The following is a 16,089-nucleotide window of genomic DNA, read 5'->3' as shown; positions in this document are numbered from 1 at the left end:
AATTCAATTTTTCCAGTCATTACTCTCCGCTCCAAATCCTTTTCCAAACAGCGCCTTCATGGGTTCCTTTGATCTCATAAACATCCGGATTGCTCATTTTCATAAGATGGTCAAAACCCACTTTTTCATCGAAATAGCGCAGCAATAGAGTTGATAAATTTCCATGGCTGACCAGCACTATATGGTCTTCTTCAGAAGCAATCAAATCTTTCAGAATGGAAGCAGCCCGCTCCATACCGGATAAATGGGATTCTCCCCCTTCAAAAACAAGCTCAAAATCTGAAAAGCTTTCCTTTAGCTTATCCTGCCAATCCTCATAATTAACAGAACTGAGGACTCTTTCCCCCAAACGCTTATCCTCGATAATGTTCAAATTTCTTGATTCCGCCAACGGCTTAATCGTTTCAAGCGCACGCACAAAAGGACTCGAATAAATTCGGTTAATTTCTTTATCTTTAAAAAAGGCAATAAGCATCTGTGCCTGCTTCCTGCCTCTGTCTGTCAGTTTAGCGGAGAAAGGCTGGCCTTCAGCCTTTGCATGACGAACGATATAGAAGGTTTTCATTTAATCTTCATCCCCCTTAACTAGCGGTATATGGATCTCTTTGAAGTCCTCAGCTATGTCAGTGTTTGGAAAAATGATTTGTGATTCCTTAACAAGCATATCCCAGTCTGAGCGTTCATATCTTGAACTAATATGATTCAGGCAAAGCCTTTGGGCATTCGCTTTTTGAGCAACCTGGGCTGCCTGAATGGTTGTCGAATGGAAATAATCATAAGCAAGCTTTTCTTCCCCTTGTGAAAAAGTGGCTTCATGAATAAGCAAGTCAGCGTCCGCAGCCAATTCAACAGCTGCATCACAAATCCTTGTATCGCCAAGAACCGTGATAATCCTCCCTTTTTGGGCGGGCCCAAGAAAATCTCGGGCATCTAAGATTCGCCCATCCTCAAGCTCAATATTTTCGCCATTTTTAATCCTTTTATAAAGCGGGCCTGGTTTAACACCTGCCTCAGTAAGCTTATCCGCCAGCAAAGAACCTGGCCGGTCCTTTTCAGTAATCCGGTATCCATATGAGGGGATCCCGTGCTGCAGCAAACGTGCCTCGACTTTGAAATCAGGGTCTTCAAATATTACCCCATCTGCAATTTCTACAACTTTCAAAGGATATTTAAGGTATGTACCGCTGACAGAAAGCGAGACTTCAACATACTCCTTAAGCCCTTTTGGCCCGTAAAGAGTTATCTCTGTATCCCCGCCCTGGAAAGAACGGCTGGATAATAAACCGGGCAAACCGTATATATGGTCTCCGTGAAGGTGGGTAATAAAAATCTTTTCAATCCTTCGCGGTTTGATGCTTGTATGTAAAATTTGATGCTGGGTAGCTTCACCGCAGTCAAAAAGCCAGATACTGCCTCTTTCTTCAAGAAGTTTTAAAGCCATGGACGAGACGTTGCGGAGCTTAGCAGGAATTCCAGCTCCCGTCCCCAAGAAAAACACATCCATTATAAAAAAGCCCCTTTCCAGCAGAATAGCAAAGAGCCCCACCTATCGGCAAAAAGGATTGAACAGGCGGCACTCAGGGCTAGACAACTGCCAAAATCAAAAATTTTCATTAAAAAACTTCCAGCATGGTGCGTATATCGTACACTGGTTCAGTCTAATTACTATCACTATACCATAGAGGCAAGGCAATTCTCTTTCAAATCAATTCGTTTTTGTGGTATTTCATTGGATAGTTACCCTCCTTTAGACGGAAACTATCTGTAGAGTGCATACATAATGTTTGCGAAAACAGTCTGAAACAGATAAAATTTAATATTTGTACAGGCGTTTTTTAGCAGTGCAACATACCAGCATATCTAAAACTGCGGGTGGACACTTGGAAGTCCAGCCTTACATACAGAATTTTTGTCGAAGAGAGGTTCTAGAATCGTGAAACTAAACGAAAAACCGACCGCATTAATTATGATATTTGGAGCAACCGGAGATTTGGCGAAAAGAAAATTATTTCCGTCACTTTACCGTTTGTATAAGAAAGGCAAACTATCTGAACGATTTGCGGTAATTGGGATTGCCAGAAGGCCGCTTTCAAATGATGAATTTCAGGCGAATGTAAAAAACTCTGTCGAATCAGCTATTAAAGACAGCGGAGAGCTTGAGGATTTTGTTTCCCATTTTTACTACCATTCACATGATGTGACAGATGCAAGCTCATACTTGGCTTTAAAGAGTATGGCCGAAGAATTGGATACACACTATTCTCTTGAAGGAAATCGAATTTTTTACCTGGCAATGGCACCTGAATTCTTCGGGACCATCGCAGAACACTTAAAAGCTGACGGCCTGACTGACGTTGACGGCTTTAAACGCCTTGTGATCGAAAAACCATTTGGCCATGATTTGGAATCAGCGAAACAGCTAAACAAACAAATCAGAAAAGCCTTCTCTGAAAATGAAATCTACCGGATTGACCATTATTTAGGAAAAGAAATGGTGCAGAACATTGAAGTCATCCGTTTTGCCAATGCCATTTTTGAACCGCTGTGGAATAACCGCTATATTTCAAATATCCAGGTCACTTCCAGCGAGGTGCTCGGTGTAGAAGAACGCGGACGATATTATGAAAAAAGCGGCGCCCTTCGCGATATGGTCCAAAACCATATGCTGCAAATGGTCGCACTGCTTGCAATGGAACCGCCAATCCGTCTCACTACCGATGAAATCAGATCTGAAAAAGTTAAAGTTTTAAGAGCGATGCGCCCATTGGAAGGCGAACAGGTAAAGGAATATTTTGTGCGCGGACAATACGGCAAAGGATCAATGAGCGGCAAAGAAGTCCAAGCTTATCGCGAAGAGCCGATGGTGGATGAGCAATCCAATACCGAGACCTATGTGGCCGGCAAGCTGATGATTGATAATTTCCGCTGGGCAGGTGTACCAATATATATCCGCACAGGAAAAAGAATGGCAGCTAAATCAACGAAAATCGTCATCCAGTTTAAAGACATTCCAATGAACTTGTACTATCAGACTGAGCAAACGCTGAATCCGAACCTGCTTGTCATCCATATTCAGCCTGAAGAAGGCATTACCCTTTATTTAAATGCCCAAAAATCTGGCCAAAACATGGAGGCTACACCGGTTAAATTAAACTTTGCCAACAAGGGCATTGATGGAATGAACACGCCGGAAGCCTACGAACGTCTTTTATATGACTGCATGCGCGGTGACGCCACAAACTTTACGCATTGGGATGAAGTCGCCCTGTCATGGAGCTTCGTTGACAAAATTTCGGACGTATGGGAAAGCACAAAAGAAGACGGTTTCCCGAACTACGAATCTGGCACTATGGGTCCAAGAGAAGCAGACCAGCTGCTTGAAAAAGACGGGTTCTTCTGGTGGCCTGTTACCGACCTTGATGTGGAAGAGTGTTAAATAAATGAATAAATGAATGAATGAAAAAACCCCTGCTGCAGGGGTTTTTATTTTTTGTGTCCATAATGCTGTGCTCCTCTTGTGGCATGGGCGTCATGAACGCTTTATGGCAGCTATTTTGCCTGCTTCCTCTCTGAAATGGGCGTCTATGAAGACCATTCTTCTTGCTTCCCTTCTGATATGAGTGTGATAACCACTTTATCGCGTCCAGTCTCTTTGCTTTCTCCCTGATATGGCGACATGAGCTCAAACAGATTGAGTGACTTTTTTCGAACGATTCCTATAGTTATCTTTAAAATCCAGATAATTTATTGCCACCAAAAAAAACAGCGCCCCCGAGGGCGCTGCTTTTCTTTAATCTTTAATTATTCCATCCAATTTGTATGGAAGATGCCTTCTTTGTCTACACGCTGATATGTGTGTGCACCGAAGTAGTCACGCTGCGCCTGAAGAAGGTTTGCAGGCAATGTTTCTGTGCGGTAGCTGTCATAGTAGGACAGTGCTGCAGAGAAGCATGGGACAGGGATGCCGTTCTTTACAGCAACACTGATGATTTCGCGGGTTGCATCCTGGTAGCTCTCAACAATTTCCTTAAAATAAGGATCAAGAAGAAGGTTCTTAAGACCAGGTTCGCGGTCATATGCTTCCTTGATTTTTTGAAGGAATTGAGCGCGGATAATGCAGCCGCCGCGGAAAATCATCGCGATGTCGCCGTATTTCAAATCCCATCCGTATTCTTCGGATGCTGCTCTCATTTGCGCGAATCCTTGTGCATAGGAGCAGATTTTGCTCATATAAAGGGCTTTCCGGACACTTTCAATAAAGGCTTTTTTATCGCCTGTGAATTGTGCTGAAGCTGGGCCGCGAAGAACCTTGCTTGCATTGACGCGCTCATCTTTCATTGCGGAAATGAAGCGTGCAAATACAGACTCTGTAATGATCGGAAGCGGAACGCCAAGGTCAAGCGCGCTTTGGCTTGTCCACTTGCCAGTGCCTTTTTGGCCGGCTGTGTCAAGAATGACATCCACCAGCGGTTTGCCTGTTTCATCATCTTTTTTCGTGAAAATGTCAGCTGTAATTTCGATTAGGTAGCTGTCAAGCTCTCCTTTATTCCAATCGGCAAATACTTCATGAAGCTCATCTGCACTTAATCCTAGCACATGTTTTAATAGGAAATAGGATTCAGAAATAAGCTGCATATCGCCGTATTCGATTCCATTATGGACCATTTTCACATAATGGCCAGCCCCATCCGGACCGATATAAGTTGTGCAGGCTTCGCCATCTACTTTTGCTGCGATGTCTTTAAAAATTGGTGCCACTAGCTCATATGCTTCTTTTTGTCCGCCAGGCATGATAGAAGGGCCCTTCAAGGCGCCTTCTTCTCCGCCGGATACACCCGTACCGATGAAATGGATGCCAAGCTCGCTTAACTCCTTGTTGCGGCGCTGTGTATCCACAAAGAACGTATTTCCTCCGTCGATAAGGATATCACCTTTATCCAAAAGCGGTTTTAGCTGTTCAATCGTTGCATCTGTTGGACCTCCCGCTTTTACCATAAGCATGATTTTGCGAGGTTTTTCCAAAGAGTCAACAAACTCTTCAATTGTATATGTACCTTTAAAATTTCTGCCTTCTACCTCTTTAAGCATTTCATCCGTTTTTTCACGTGAACGGTTATATACAGATACAGTGTATCCTCTGCTTTCAATATTCATGGCAAGGTTTTTGCCCATGACCGCTAAACCGATAACACCAAACTGTGATTTCGTCATATTCGATAACTTCCCTTCTACCCTTTATCTGCGTAAATTAAGTGTTCAAAAAGGAGAACAAAAAAACCGCTATTTTCACCGGCGAATTTCTGAACATCCCCAAAAAAGAATCCACTATACTTTAGCAAGATTCCTGCCCTTATTCAACTTTCCTGTCTTAGTTTTGCATATTATCGCAAGAAAAAATCATGATTTATCATCTTTTTCTTCTTTCGGTTTCCTCATTGGATGACTATTATGCAAAAAATCTTTATTAAAGCTTGTGTCCGTGCCAATTTTCGGCACCTGGATGTTTATTTCTGATAGAGTGCCTGCATGGTCAATGATCTTGGAGCCGTATTTTTTTCGTAAAAGGTTCATTGTTTGAAAAAGCGGCTCCTTTTTGGCATCTTTTTCGTAGCTGAACAGATCCAGCTGTTTGACAGCCTGCTGGGGCTCGACAAGGTCGGTCCCTGTTATGCCGAGCAGCCTGACTGCATTTCCGTTCCAATGCTTGATAAATAGTTCTTTTGCGATTTTAAAAATCTCATCATCCTGCTGAATGGGATTTTTAAGCTTCCGGCTTCTTGTGATTGTTTTACGGTCCTTGTACCTGATTGTAATGCCAAGCGATGTCGCCAAAACCTTCTTCCTTTTCAATCTGGAAGAGACCTGTCCGGCCAATTTTTCAAAAACCTGCAGGAGCTCCCTCTGGTTTGTAACGTCCCTTGGCAGAGTGGTCGAATTTCCTACACTTTTAAATTCGGCTGCTGAATCAGGATCGACCTTCCTGCTATCGTTGCCATTCGCTTTTTGCTTTAAGCGAGGCCCATTGATTCCCAGAGCGGCTTTTAACTGTACTTCATCCGCTTTTGCTAAATCGCCAATTGTGGTGATCTTGAGATTGCGGAGCTTTTCACCAGTTTTCTTGCCAACACCATGCATCTCTTCCACTTCCATCGGCCAAAGAATATGGGGAACATCTCGTTTTCGGAGAACCGTAATCCCCATTGGCTTTTTCATATCAGACCCCATCTTGGCTAAAAATTTATTGGGTGCAATGCCAATGCTGCAGGGCAAATCAAGCTGCTGGAAAATTTGCTTTTGAATGGTTTCGGCGATTTCTAAAGGGCTTCCAAACTCATAGCTGTCTGTTATATCCACATAGCCTTCATCAATCGATACCGGCTCTACAAGGACTGAATATTCACGTAAAATATCAAACATCCCCATTGAAGCGGCACGATATCTCTCAAAGTTTGGTTTCATAATGATCAGCTGGGGGCAGAGCTTTTTGGCTTCCCACAATGGCATCGTTGTCTTAACGCCAAAGCTCCTTGCCTCATAGCTGCAAGTGACAATAATTCCCCGCCGCTCCTCCGGATTACCCGCGATCGCCAAAGGCTTGCCCTTTAATGATGGATCATAAGCCATTTCAACCGAGGCATAAAAACTATTCATATCAACATGGAGGATAACTCTCCCGTTTTTTGGATACATATGTTTCATGCCGGCACTTCCCTGTCCCTTAATCTTATTCTATTTTAACAGAATAACAGCGTTTCTATCACGTACCGGCTTTTGCATAAAAAATAAAAACAGAGAACCTGTAATTCCCTGTTTTCATTTCAGAATTATGCTGTTGTTTGCTGAGATTTTATATAATCCTTTATCTCCCGTACTCCTTCAAGGGATTCAACTAATTTAAATGGGTCAATCAGCGTAATCAGCCGTGCATCCATATTGGCCACACCAGTAAAGTAATTGGTTTTCTGATAGGCGATCAAGCCGGGCTGTTTCAGGTTACCTGAAGGAATATCGAGAATCTCCTTCGCTTCATTAACAAGAACAGCGAATGAAAGCTCTTCAGTTTGCAGTACGATCATTCTGGACAGTTCAGTTTCCTGAATTGTTCGGCTGTAAAGAATGCTTTCAGAGTCAACAACAGGAATTAGCTCTCCTCTTACTTTAGCAATTCCTTTCATATAATGCGGCAAATGCGGAATCGGTGTGATTCCTTCCACTTTTTCGATTGAAATAACAAAAGGAATTGGAATCGCATATTCCTCTTTTCCTACCCGGAACACGACAACTTTATTAATCGCAGTCATTCCTAAGCCTCCTCGAGCAACACTTATGTATATAACTAATATATCATAGCCATTATTTTCTAACTAGTCCAGATGGTCCATATCTGCAGATTAATTAAGATTATGTCTCTGTTAAACTTGCCTGTTGATTTCCGCTCAAGAAGCTCAGCGAACGCGGGCGGTCCGACGCTCCTCGGCGCTTTCGCGCCTGTGGAGTCTCCCTTTGACTCGCTTCTCCCGCAGGACTTTGAATAAACATCCTCGGATAAGCACCGCACGAAGAAAATGCGAATGCATTTTTGAGGAGCTCGCGCCTTCCACTCCAATCAACAGGGTACCCAAAGTCAATATTGAACTTTAACACAGCCAAGATTATAAAAACAAAAAAAGAGAACCGTTCTAGGTTCCCTTTCCGATAAATTAGGCTGATACTTCTTCGATAATAGCAATCACCATTTCAGCCAGTTTATTCAATTCTTCAATTGGCATGCGCTCATTTGTTGTATGAATTTCTTCGTACCCTACAGCAAGGTTGACTGTCGGGATGCCAAAGCCAGCGATTACGTTGGCATCACTGCCACCGCCGCTATGAAGAAGCTCTGAGCTGCGACCAATTTTAGCAGCGGCTTTTCGTGCTAATTCTACTACATGGTCGCCTTCACCAAATTTAAAGCCCGGGTACATAACCTGTACATCAACTTCTGCTCTGCCGCCCATTTCATCTGCAGCACTTTCGAATGCTTCCTTCATCTTGGCTACTTGCTGTTCCATTTTTTCAGGAATTAAAGAACGTGCTTCAGCAAGAATATCAACATGGTCGCAGACGATATTCGTCTGCTGTCCACCTTCAAAGCGTCCGATATTGGCAGTTGTTTCTTTATCAATGCGTCCTAATGGCATTCTGGAAATGGCCTTGGCCGCCATTGTAATAGCAGAAATGCCCTTTTCAGGTGCTACGCCAGCATGTGCAGTTTTACCAAGAATTGCAGCCTTCACTTTAGCCTGGGTTGGAGCTGCAACAATGATGTTGCCGACTTTTCCGTCACTATCAAGCGCGTAGCCGTATTTCGCCTTCACAAGGGATGGATCGAGTGCCTTGGCTCCCACCAAACCGGATTCTTCACCAACTGTGATAATGAATTGAATTGTTCCATGAGTAATGTTCTGCTCTTTTAATACCTTAACAATTTCAAGCATAACAGCAAGGCCTGCCTTGTCGTCCGCTCCCAAAATGGTTGTTCCGTCCGTTACGACATATCCATCCTTGATGGAAGGCTTAATACCCTTACCAGGAACCACCGTGTCCATGTGAGACGTGAAATAAATAGTATCCACGCCTTCTTTTGTTCCCTGCAGGGTACAAATTAAGTTGCCTGCTCCATGGCCAGTTTTGGCTGTTGTATCATCTTCGTACACCTCAACACCAAGATCCCTGAATTTTTTCTTTAGAACTTTCGCAATTTGAGCTTCATGCTTTGTTTCCGAATCAATCTGCACGAGTTCCAGAAATTCGTTCAATAAACGTTCCTCATTAATCATTTATGTACAAACCTCCAAATTAAATGCTTACTAGGCAAGTATAACCCCAATATTTATGCACAGCAAATCAGGATTCTCTTATAGCGGGATATTTCCATGCTTTTTATGCGGTCTGGTTTCTTTTTTATTGCGCAGCATTTCAAGTGCCTGAACAAGCTTTATTCTAGTTTCACGCGGGTCTATGACATCATCGACCATGCCTCTGCTTGCCGCAACATATGGATTGGCAAACTTTTCTCTATACTCTTCAATTTTTTGCGCTCTTGTTGCTTCCGGATCTTCACTGTTTTGGATTTCCCTTGCAAAAATTATATTGGCTGCCCCCTGTGGACCCATTACAGCCACTTCCGCATTCGGCCATGCATATACAAGGTCTGCACCAATCGATTTACTGTTCAATGCAACATATGCTCCGCCAAAGGCCTTCCTTAAAATGACAGTTAGCTTGGGTACAGTCGCTTCTGAATAGGCATATAGAATCTTTGCCCCGTGCCGGATAATACCGCCATGCTCTTGCTTAACACCTGGGAAAAACCCTGTAACGTCTTCAAAGGTGATGAGTGGAATATTAAAGGAATCACAAAACCGGATAAAGCGTGATGCCTTATCAGAAGAATCAATATCAAGACCGCCTGCCATTACCTTCGGCTGATTGCATACAAGCCCAACAGTTTCCCCCTTGATTCTCGCTAAACCTACTACAATATTTTTAGCAAAATCCTGCTGGACCTCCATAAACGTATCCTCATCGACAACCTGTTCAATGACTTTTCTGACATCATAAGGGCGGAGGGCGTCAAAAGGAATAACATCCGTCAAATCCGGACGATAATCTTCATCCTCGTCTTTTTCTGCCATTGGCGGCTTTTCCTCATTATTTTGCGGCAAGTAGCTTAAAAGCCTGCGCACCTGCTCAATAACTCCTTCTTCGGACTCCCCTCTAAAGTGTGCGTTTCCGCTGATCGAGTTATGCACCCTTGCACCGCCCAGATCTTCAGGTGAAATTTTCTCCCCAGTTACCGTTTCAATAACCTTTGGGCCAGTGATGAACATCTGGCTTGTTTTTTCCACCATGAATACGAAATCGGTAATAGCAGGAGAGTAGACGGCCCCCCCGGCACAAGGCCCCATGATGACTGAAATCTGCGGAATAACCCCTGAGTAAATGGAATTCCGGTAAAAGATATGGCCGTACCCGTCAAGTGAAACAACGCCTTCCTGGATTCTCGCTCCTCCGGAATCATTCAATCCTACAAATGGAGCACCATTTTCAGCTGCCAAATCCATAACATTCGCAATCTTCTTTGCATGCATTTCCCCCAGTGCCCCTCCAAAAACTGTAAAATCCTGAGAGAATAAAAAGATTGGTCTTCCGTTTACTTTTCCATAGCCAGTTACAACACCGTCCCCAGGACCTTTCTGATTTTCCAGTCCAAAATCGGTGCTGCGGTGTTCAATAAATGGATTCAGCTCAACAAAGGTTCCCGGATCTACTAATAGATCAATTCGCTCACGGGCAGTCAGCTTCCCTTTTTCATGCTGCTTTTGTATACGCTCATCTCCGCCGCCCAATTCAACTTCCCTGCGGCGATCGTATAATTCATTAATTTTTTCATAGATGTCTGCCATGCTTTATTTCAATCCTTTCTTTTCACAAAATTCATATAGAATGCCACCAGTCGACTTTGGATGCATAAAAGCTACCTGTGCACCGCCCGCTCCAGGCTTTGGTGTATCCTGAAGCATTCTGATCCCCTTCTCCTTCATTTCATTGATACGCTCCTGGATGCTGTCGACACCTAATGCCACATGATGAAGGCCTTCTCCGCGCTTTTCAATAAATTGGGCAATCGGACTTTCGGGGCTGGTTGGCTCCAATAACTCCAGTTTGGTTTCACCTGCTTTTATGAAAGCAACCTTTACTCCCTGGCTTTCCACTTCCTCAATCCCAAGGAACGGCAGCTGAAGAGTTTCTGTGTAAAATGGAAGCGCTTTATCCAAAGATCTGACAGCAATCCCTATATGGTCCACCTTTTTGATCACTAATTTCTCCTCCTATGAATGTCGAAAGATTGTATAATCTTATTCCCATAAAAAACGGGCAGTTTAAGGTCTATTATTTAATTATTCGTCAAAAATGTCGAAAATCCTTTTAAAAATTGAGCGGTTGTTCAATTTGAAAATTCTTAGTAAAATAATATTAAAGAATTTGGGCGAGGAGGCATAGAATGTCTAACAAAAAATTGATGAAATTGGTTGTATATTTAATGATATTTGCCATGCTAGCATCAACCCTTATTATGGGTGTGGCGATGTTTTTTTAATAAAATGAGATAATTCCTGATATATAAGCGAGAAGTGCTTTATAAACTTCTCGCTTTTGTTTTTGGCTTTTTTTATGGATAGCATTTATAGAGATTTTCTAGTATGTTTTACGTTTTATCTAACATATTTCTTGTTTTATCTAGCATCCGCTAATTTTTATCTAACAAGTTTTTTAATTTATCTAGCATAATCTACATTTTATCTGGCATCTGGCATCTGGGACAGTGTGAACCGGCAGTCAGCCCTGCAGAAAAGAAAGAGCTGCCCCAAATGAGGTGCAGCCCTTTATTGTTTTATATAACCTTCATCTATCGCCCCGTAATCCCTGCCAAGTTCCTCGAAGCTTTTGGCTGAAGTAACAACTAGGATCTTGGTTCCGATCGGAACATATTCGTAAAGCGATTCGACTGCCTCATTCTGCATTCTGATACACCCCTGGGAAACGTATTTCCCAATGGAGGATGGATCATTGGTTCCATGAATGCCGTAAATCCTTCCATCTGTATCCGCTGCATCAAAACCGATCCATCTAGTCCCCAGAGGATTATTCGGGTCGCCGCCCTTTATATCTCTCTTTCGGTAATAAGGGTCGGCCGCCTTTATGGTCACTGTAAAAAAGCCTTCAGGCGTGAGGTCCTCCGTCTTTCCTGTTGCCGCTGTGATGACTGTTTGGACTTTACTGTCCTGTATAAATGCTACTTCATTCGTTTTTTTATTTACAATTAAAAAGGGATCTCCCGGCAGCGGGTTTGGCCCAAGTGGCCAGAGCGGGAAAAAAGAAAAAAGCATAACCGCTGCTGCAGCAAGCTTAAGCATGTAAAATCACGCTCCCGTTCATTTCCCTTAGCTTGCTTCAGCAGGCTCGCTTTGATTCATTTCCCTGTCTTTCAATCCCTTAAATGAGCTCTTAATAATCAAGTATTGTTCCATTTCTTTTACAAAATGAAGAAGGGCGGCACGAGCTTCGAATTCCTCCCTCGTCTTCGGAAGCTCCATGTCTTCAAAAGAAACCCTCATTCGATACAACTTTTCCAGGAATTGAATGGCCGTATTCCCCGGATGAATATGTTCCGATAGTTCTTCGATAAAATCAGCAATCATCTCCCCCTGTTCCACCGTAAGGGAAATGGAGGTTACACTCGGAAGGACACGTTCGATGATTTCAAATTGTTTTTCCCGCATTTTAAAGTAGTTATAGTATAAATTATCATTTCTTAGAAAATGGTTCTCGACATCCCTGAAAGCCAGTGTTTTTGCCTCATCAATCAATTCCATTGTCTCAGTTATTTCCCTGCCGTCCCATTTGCTTTCATTGGTCCGTAAATAAATGACAATTTCATCAAAGATGATCTTAAAGTTTTCTTCTATTTGCAGACGATACTCCTTTAATTTAGAATCAAGGCTTGGCATATAGAGATTAGCGATTAGCGCCACACCAATACCGACAATAATAATGCCCGATTCATTTAGAAGGAGTTCCTTCGTCACATCCCCCGCAGAATAAATATGGAGGATGATTACTGAGCTTGTGACAATGCCATCACTCACTTTTACCATAACAGCAGTGGGAATAAAAAACAGAAGCAGCAGCCCGACCACCAGGGGATGATAGGCAACTCCCTCAAAAAAAAGAGAAGAGAATGCCATTGCCATTAAACAGGCAAAAAAACGATCCCAGGAAGCACGCAGTGATTTTTTCTTTGTTACTTTTATGCAAAGGATCGTTAAAATGCCTGCTGAAACGAAATTATCCAACTGCAGCATCTGTGCAATCATAATGCTAATGGAGGTACCCAACGCAGTTTTAATCGTTCTATAGCCGATTTTGTACTTCATATTGTCAAACTCCTATGTTTATCTGCCAATTTAAAATTGGGAATAGAAAGCAGATTATCTTCAAAGCCATTTATATAGCAAGAGAAGATGATCCTATTGACCATCTTCTCCCATAAGCATATATCGATTATAGCATCTTTTGCAAGAAATCCCTTGCACGGTCACTGGCCGGATTAGAAAAGAACTCTTTTGGCGCAGCATCCTCTACAAGCACCCCGCCATCCAGGAAGAGTACCCGGTCAGCTACTTCCCGTGCAAAGCCCATTTCATGGGTAACAATAGCCATTGTCATTCCAGTATGGGCTAATGCTTTCATGACCTCCAGCACTTCCTTCACCATTTCAGGATCAAGCGCTGATGTCGGTTCGTCAAAAAGCATCACATCCGGCTGCATAGCTAGAGCTCTAGCAATAGCTACCCTTTGTTTCTGGCCGCCGGATAATCGGTTGGGATACTCATGTGCTTTAGCGGACAAACCAACCTTTTCCAAAAGTTCAAGCCCGATTTTCTCTGCTTCCTGCTTGGAAATTCCATTTACTTTTACAGGAGCATAAGTAAGATTTTGCAAAACTGTTTTATGAGGAAATAGGTGAAAGTGCTGGAAAACCATGCCGACATTCTGGCGTACCTTCATAATATTTGTACTTTTATCTGTAATGTCCTGTCCATTGATCAGGATCCGGCCATCTGTTGGGGCTTCCAGCAGATTGATGCAGCGGAGAAAGGTTGACTTACCTGAGCCAGAGGGACCGATAATGGCAACGACTTCACCGTCCTTAATGCTTGTAGATATTCCTTTAAGCACTTCCAGTTTACCGAAACTCTTATGCAAATTTTCCACTTTAATCACTGCGTCTCATTCTCCTTTCAATCCCTTTGCCAAGCAGAGTCAGGATCATGACCATAATATAATAGATCAAACCGGCAATCAGAATCGGTTCAAAGTAAGAAAATTTCTCACCGCCAACAATATAAGCACGGCGCATGACATCGGTAACCCCGATAACCGTAACGATTGCGGATTCCTTTGTAAGGGTAATAAACTCGTTCATCAAAGCAGGCAGAATATTTTTCATCGCCTGCGGAAGGATGATATCCATCATTGCCGGCCTATATGGAACACCCAGAGCCATCGCCGCTTCGCTCTGCCCTTTATCAACGGCCAGGATACCGGCACGGATAATCTCCGAAATATAGGCAGCCGAATTTAGTCCAAAAGAAAGAACGGCTGCAGTCGATGGATCAATTTTATAGCCAATCAGCTGTGGAGACCCATAGTAAATCAGCATCAGCTGGAGTACAAGCGGTGTCCCTCTGAAAACGGATGTATATGCATCTGCAATCCATCCGAGAAATTTAAATCTGCTAATTTTAAAGAATGATAATACGATGCCTAATACAAATCCCAATATACCTGCAAGAGAAACAATTTGGAGTGTTACGCCAATGCCCTTAAGTATATAAGGAAGGGAGGGAATGAACTGCTGAAAATCCAGATTCACTTTCTTTCCATCCTCTCTTTTAGTAAATTAATTTTTTTAGCTTCATGGAAGAATAAAGCGTCCAAAGGAAGAATGCCTTGGACGCCAAATCCCAACAAATTATTTATTATCAAACCATTTAACGATAAGCTCTTCCAATTCACCATTTTCTTTCATTTTTACAAGTTCTGCATTAAACTCTTCAGTTAGCTCGCTTCCTTTAGGAAAAGCAATGGCAGAGCCAGCTTCCTGTTCATCTTCTTCGATCGTAAAGCCTGCAAGATCTTCATTTTTTTCAAAGTAGCCTTTTGCAACGGTGTCTTCAATGATGGCAGCATCAAAACGTCCTGCCAGAATTTCCTGAACCAATTCAGGGATGCGGTTGCGGTTTTCAACAGTCAAGTCAACTGTCTCAGCAATTTCTTCTGCTTTATCAGCTTGAATCGAAGCTAGCTGTACCCCTACTGTTTTGCCGTTCAAATCTTCAAGTGACTCAATGCCGCTGTCTTTTTCAGATACAATCATATGGCTCGCTGTATAATATACATCGCTGAAATCAACGTTTTTCTTACGCTCATCAGTTGGCGTCATGCCAGCCAGCACAAAATCAACCTGGCTCGTTTCCAATGCAGGAATCAATCCATTAAAGTCCATATCCTTCACTTGAATCTCATAGCCTAACTTTTCGGCAATAGCCTTAGCCAAATCAACATCAAATCCAATAATTTCTTCGCCTTTTGCAGAATCTACATATTCAAATGGCGGATAATCAGCTGAAGTACCCATTACTAAAACTTTTTTATCAGACTCTTTTTCCCCTGATCCATTTCCTGAATCTTTCTCACTAGTACCGCAAGCAGCCAATAAACCTACTAAAAGGACGCTCATAGCTAGCATGATGACTTTTTTCATTTTGTATTCCCCCTATATATTCTAAAAAAAATTTTGAAATAATAGTATTAATTATTCACTAAAATGAATTTTAACAGATTTTTATATTTATGCAATAAAATTTTTAAATATAAATTAGAAGTTCTACTATTCTGATAAATGAGAGCGTTTTTAAAAAGTTTATAAATAAAAAAAGCCCCAAAACTGGGGCTTTTCGCAATTATAGCTCTTCGCAATACTTCTCGTAGGCATCCTGCAATTTTTGTACAACAGCCATTGGTTCATGGCCTTCAATATCATGGCGCTCAATCATTGTGCATAATTCACCATCTTTAAGCAGCGCAAAAGATGGTGATGAAGGCGGATAACCAGTAAAATAAGATCTTGCTTTTTCCGTCGCTTCCTTATCCTGGCCGGCAAACACAGTTACCAGATGGTCAGGTCGCTTATCATAATGCAAGGAATGAGCAGCCGCCGGACGGGCAATCCCGCCAGCACATCCACATACAGAATTGACCATTACAAGTGTAGTCCCTTTTTTGTTAAGGACCTCATCCACTTCTTCCGGAGTAGTTAATTCTGTATAGCCCGCATGCACGATTTCCTGGCGCGCCTGCTTAACGACATCATTCATAAATAAATTAAAATCCATATTCATATTTGATCTCTCCTCTTCTGAGTAAAGTTAGTGACTATATACATAATACCAATACAGGAACAAAATTTACAATCACGAC

At 42.5% G+C, this 16,089-nt stretch carries 16 protein-coding genes; 2 read left to right on the top strand and 14 right to left on the bottom strand.

All coding sequences use genetic code 11. The features are described from left to right. Window positions 1-19: 19 nt before the first annotated feature. Together IQ19_RS06890 and rnz are read right to left on the bottom strand one after the other, a co-directional pair. Complete coding sequence (locus IQ19_RS06890; RefSeq protein WP_144541333.1) at window positions 20-565, bottom strand: histidine phosphatase family protein; 546 nt, start codon at window positions 563-565, stop codon at window positions 20-22. Continuing rightward, window positions 566-1,504 carry a ribonuclease Z gene (gene rnz / locus IQ19_RS06885; protein ID WP_144541331.1) on the bottom strand — a complete coding sequence of 313 codons (939 nt, stop codon included), beginning with the start codon at window positions 1,502-1,504 and terminating at the stop codon, window positions 566-568. 462 nt (window positions 1,505-1,966) lie between these two features. Between rnz and zwf the strand changes: the two genes are divergently transcribed. Next, complete coding sequence (gene zwf / locus IQ19_RS06880) at window positions 1,967-3,436, top strand: glucose-6-phosphate dehydrogenase (protein ID WP_394137630.1); 1,470 nt, start codon at window positions 1,967-1,969, stop codon at window positions 3,434-3,436. 365 nt (window positions 3,437-3,801) lie between these two features. On the opposite strand, the gene gndA is transcribed toward zwf, so the two are convergent. From gndA to mce, 6 genes are all read right to left on the bottom strand, one after another. Next, window positions 3,802-5,211 (bottom strand): NADP-dependent phosphogluconate dehydrogenase, encoded by a 1,410-nt coding sequence (gene gndA / locus IQ19_RS06875; protein WP_144541327.1) that lies wholly within the window; start codon window positions 5,209-5,211, stop codon window positions 3,802-3,804. Window positions 5,212-5,397: 186 nt separating this feature from the next. Continuing rightward, window positions 5,398-6,699 (bottom strand): DNA polymerase IV, encoded by a 1,302-nt coding sequence (locus IQ19_RS06870; RefSeq protein ID WP_144541325.1) that lies wholly within the window; start codon window positions 6,697-6,699, stop codon window positions 5,398-5,400. A gap of 125 nt (window positions 6,700-6,824) precedes the next feature. After that, window positions 6,825-7,301 (bottom strand): chemotaxis protein CheW, encoded by a 477-nt coding sequence (locus IQ19_RS06865; RefSeq protein ID WP_144541323.1) that lies wholly within the window; start codon window positions 7,299-7,301, stop codon window positions 6,825-6,827. 399 nt (window positions 7,302-7,700) lie between these two features. Beyond that, window positions 7,701-8,819: a tripeptidase T gene (locus IQ19_RS06860; RefSeq protein WP_144541321.1), complete on the bottom strand. Its 1,119-nt coding sequence runs from the start codon at window positions 8,817-8,819 to the stop codon at window positions 7,701-7,703. A 78-nt stretch (window positions 8,820-8,897) separates the two neighbouring features. Then, a complete protein-coding gene (locus IQ19_RS06855) occupies window positions 8,898-10,448 on the bottom strand; it encodes an acyl-CoA carboxylase subunit beta (RefSeq protein ID WP_144541319.1) in 1,551 nt (516 codons plus the stop codon). Between the two features lie 3 nt (window positions 10,449-10,451). Then, window positions 10,452-10,862 carry a methylmalonyl-CoA epimerase gene (mce, locus tag IQ19_RS06850; protein WP_144541317.1) on the bottom strand — a complete coding sequence of 137 codons (411 nt, stop codon included), beginning with the start codon at window positions 10,860-10,862 and terminating at the stop codon, window positions 10,452-10,454. 185 nt (window positions 10,863-11,047) lie between these two features. Here mce and prli42 point away from each other — a divergent pair, with 185 nt between their 5' ends. Next, entirely contained in the window at window positions 11,048-11,143 is a 96-nt protein-coding gene (prli42, locus tag IQ19_RS27710; RefSeq protein ID WP_158638747.1) for a stressosome-associated protein Prli42, read from the top strand. Window positions 11,144-11,429: 286 nt separating this feature from the next. On the opposite strand, the gene IQ19_RS06845 is transcribed toward prli42, so the two are convergent. The 6 genes from IQ19_RS06845 to IQ19_RS06820 form a co-directional block, all read right to left on the bottom strand. Beyond that, window positions 11,430-11,960 (bottom strand): L,D-transpeptidase, encoded by a 531-nt coding sequence (locus tag IQ19_RS06845; protein ID WP_144541315.1) that lies wholly within the window; start codon window positions 11,958-11,960, stop codon window positions 11,430-11,432. A 27-nt stretch (window positions 11,961-11,987) separates the two neighbouring features. After that, complete coding sequence (locus IQ19_RS06840; protein WP_144541314.1) at window positions 11,988-12,980, bottom strand: aromatic acid exporter family protein; 993 nt, start codon at window positions 12,978-12,980, stop codon at window positions 11,988-11,990. Between the two features lie 127 nt (window positions 12,981-13,107). Further along, a complete protein-coding gene (locus IQ19_RS06835) occupies window positions 13,108-13,830 on the bottom strand; it encodes an amino acid ABC transporter ATP-binding protein (RefSeq protein ID WP_144541312.1) in 723 nt (240 codons plus the stop codon). Continuing rightward, a complete protein-coding gene (locus IQ19_RS06830; protein WP_144541310.1) occupies window positions 13,823-14,482 on the bottom strand; it encodes an amino acid ABC transporter permease in 660 nt (219 codons plus the stop codon). Before IQ19_RS06830 ends, IQ19_RS06835 begins: the two co-directional genes overlap by 8 nt. A 99-nt stretch (window positions 14,483-14,581) precedes the next feature. Next, window positions 14,582-15,373 (bottom strand): transporter substrate-binding domain-containing protein, encoded by a 792-nt coding sequence (locus IQ19_RS06825; protein ID WP_144541308.1) that lies wholly within the window; start codon window positions 15,371-15,373, stop codon window positions 14,582-14,584. Between the two features lie 199 nt (window positions 15,374-15,572). Beyond that, window positions 15,573-16,010, bottom strand: coding sequence for a BrxA/BrxB family bacilliredoxin (locus IQ19_RS06820; protein ID WP_144541306.1), 438 nt, complete (start codon window positions 16,008-16,010; stop codon window positions 15,573-15,575). Window positions 16,011-16,089 lie beyond the last annotated feature (79 nt).

This window comes from Cytobacillus oceanisediminis, assembly GCF_007830235.1.
In the GTDB taxonomy this organism is placed as follows: Bacteria; Bacillota; Bacilli; order Bacillales; family Cytobacillaceae; genus Cytobacillus; species Cytobacillus oceanisediminis.
The sequence above is the reverse complement of the archived record's forward strand: the minus strand, read 5'-3'. Positions and strand labels throughout refer to the sequence as shown.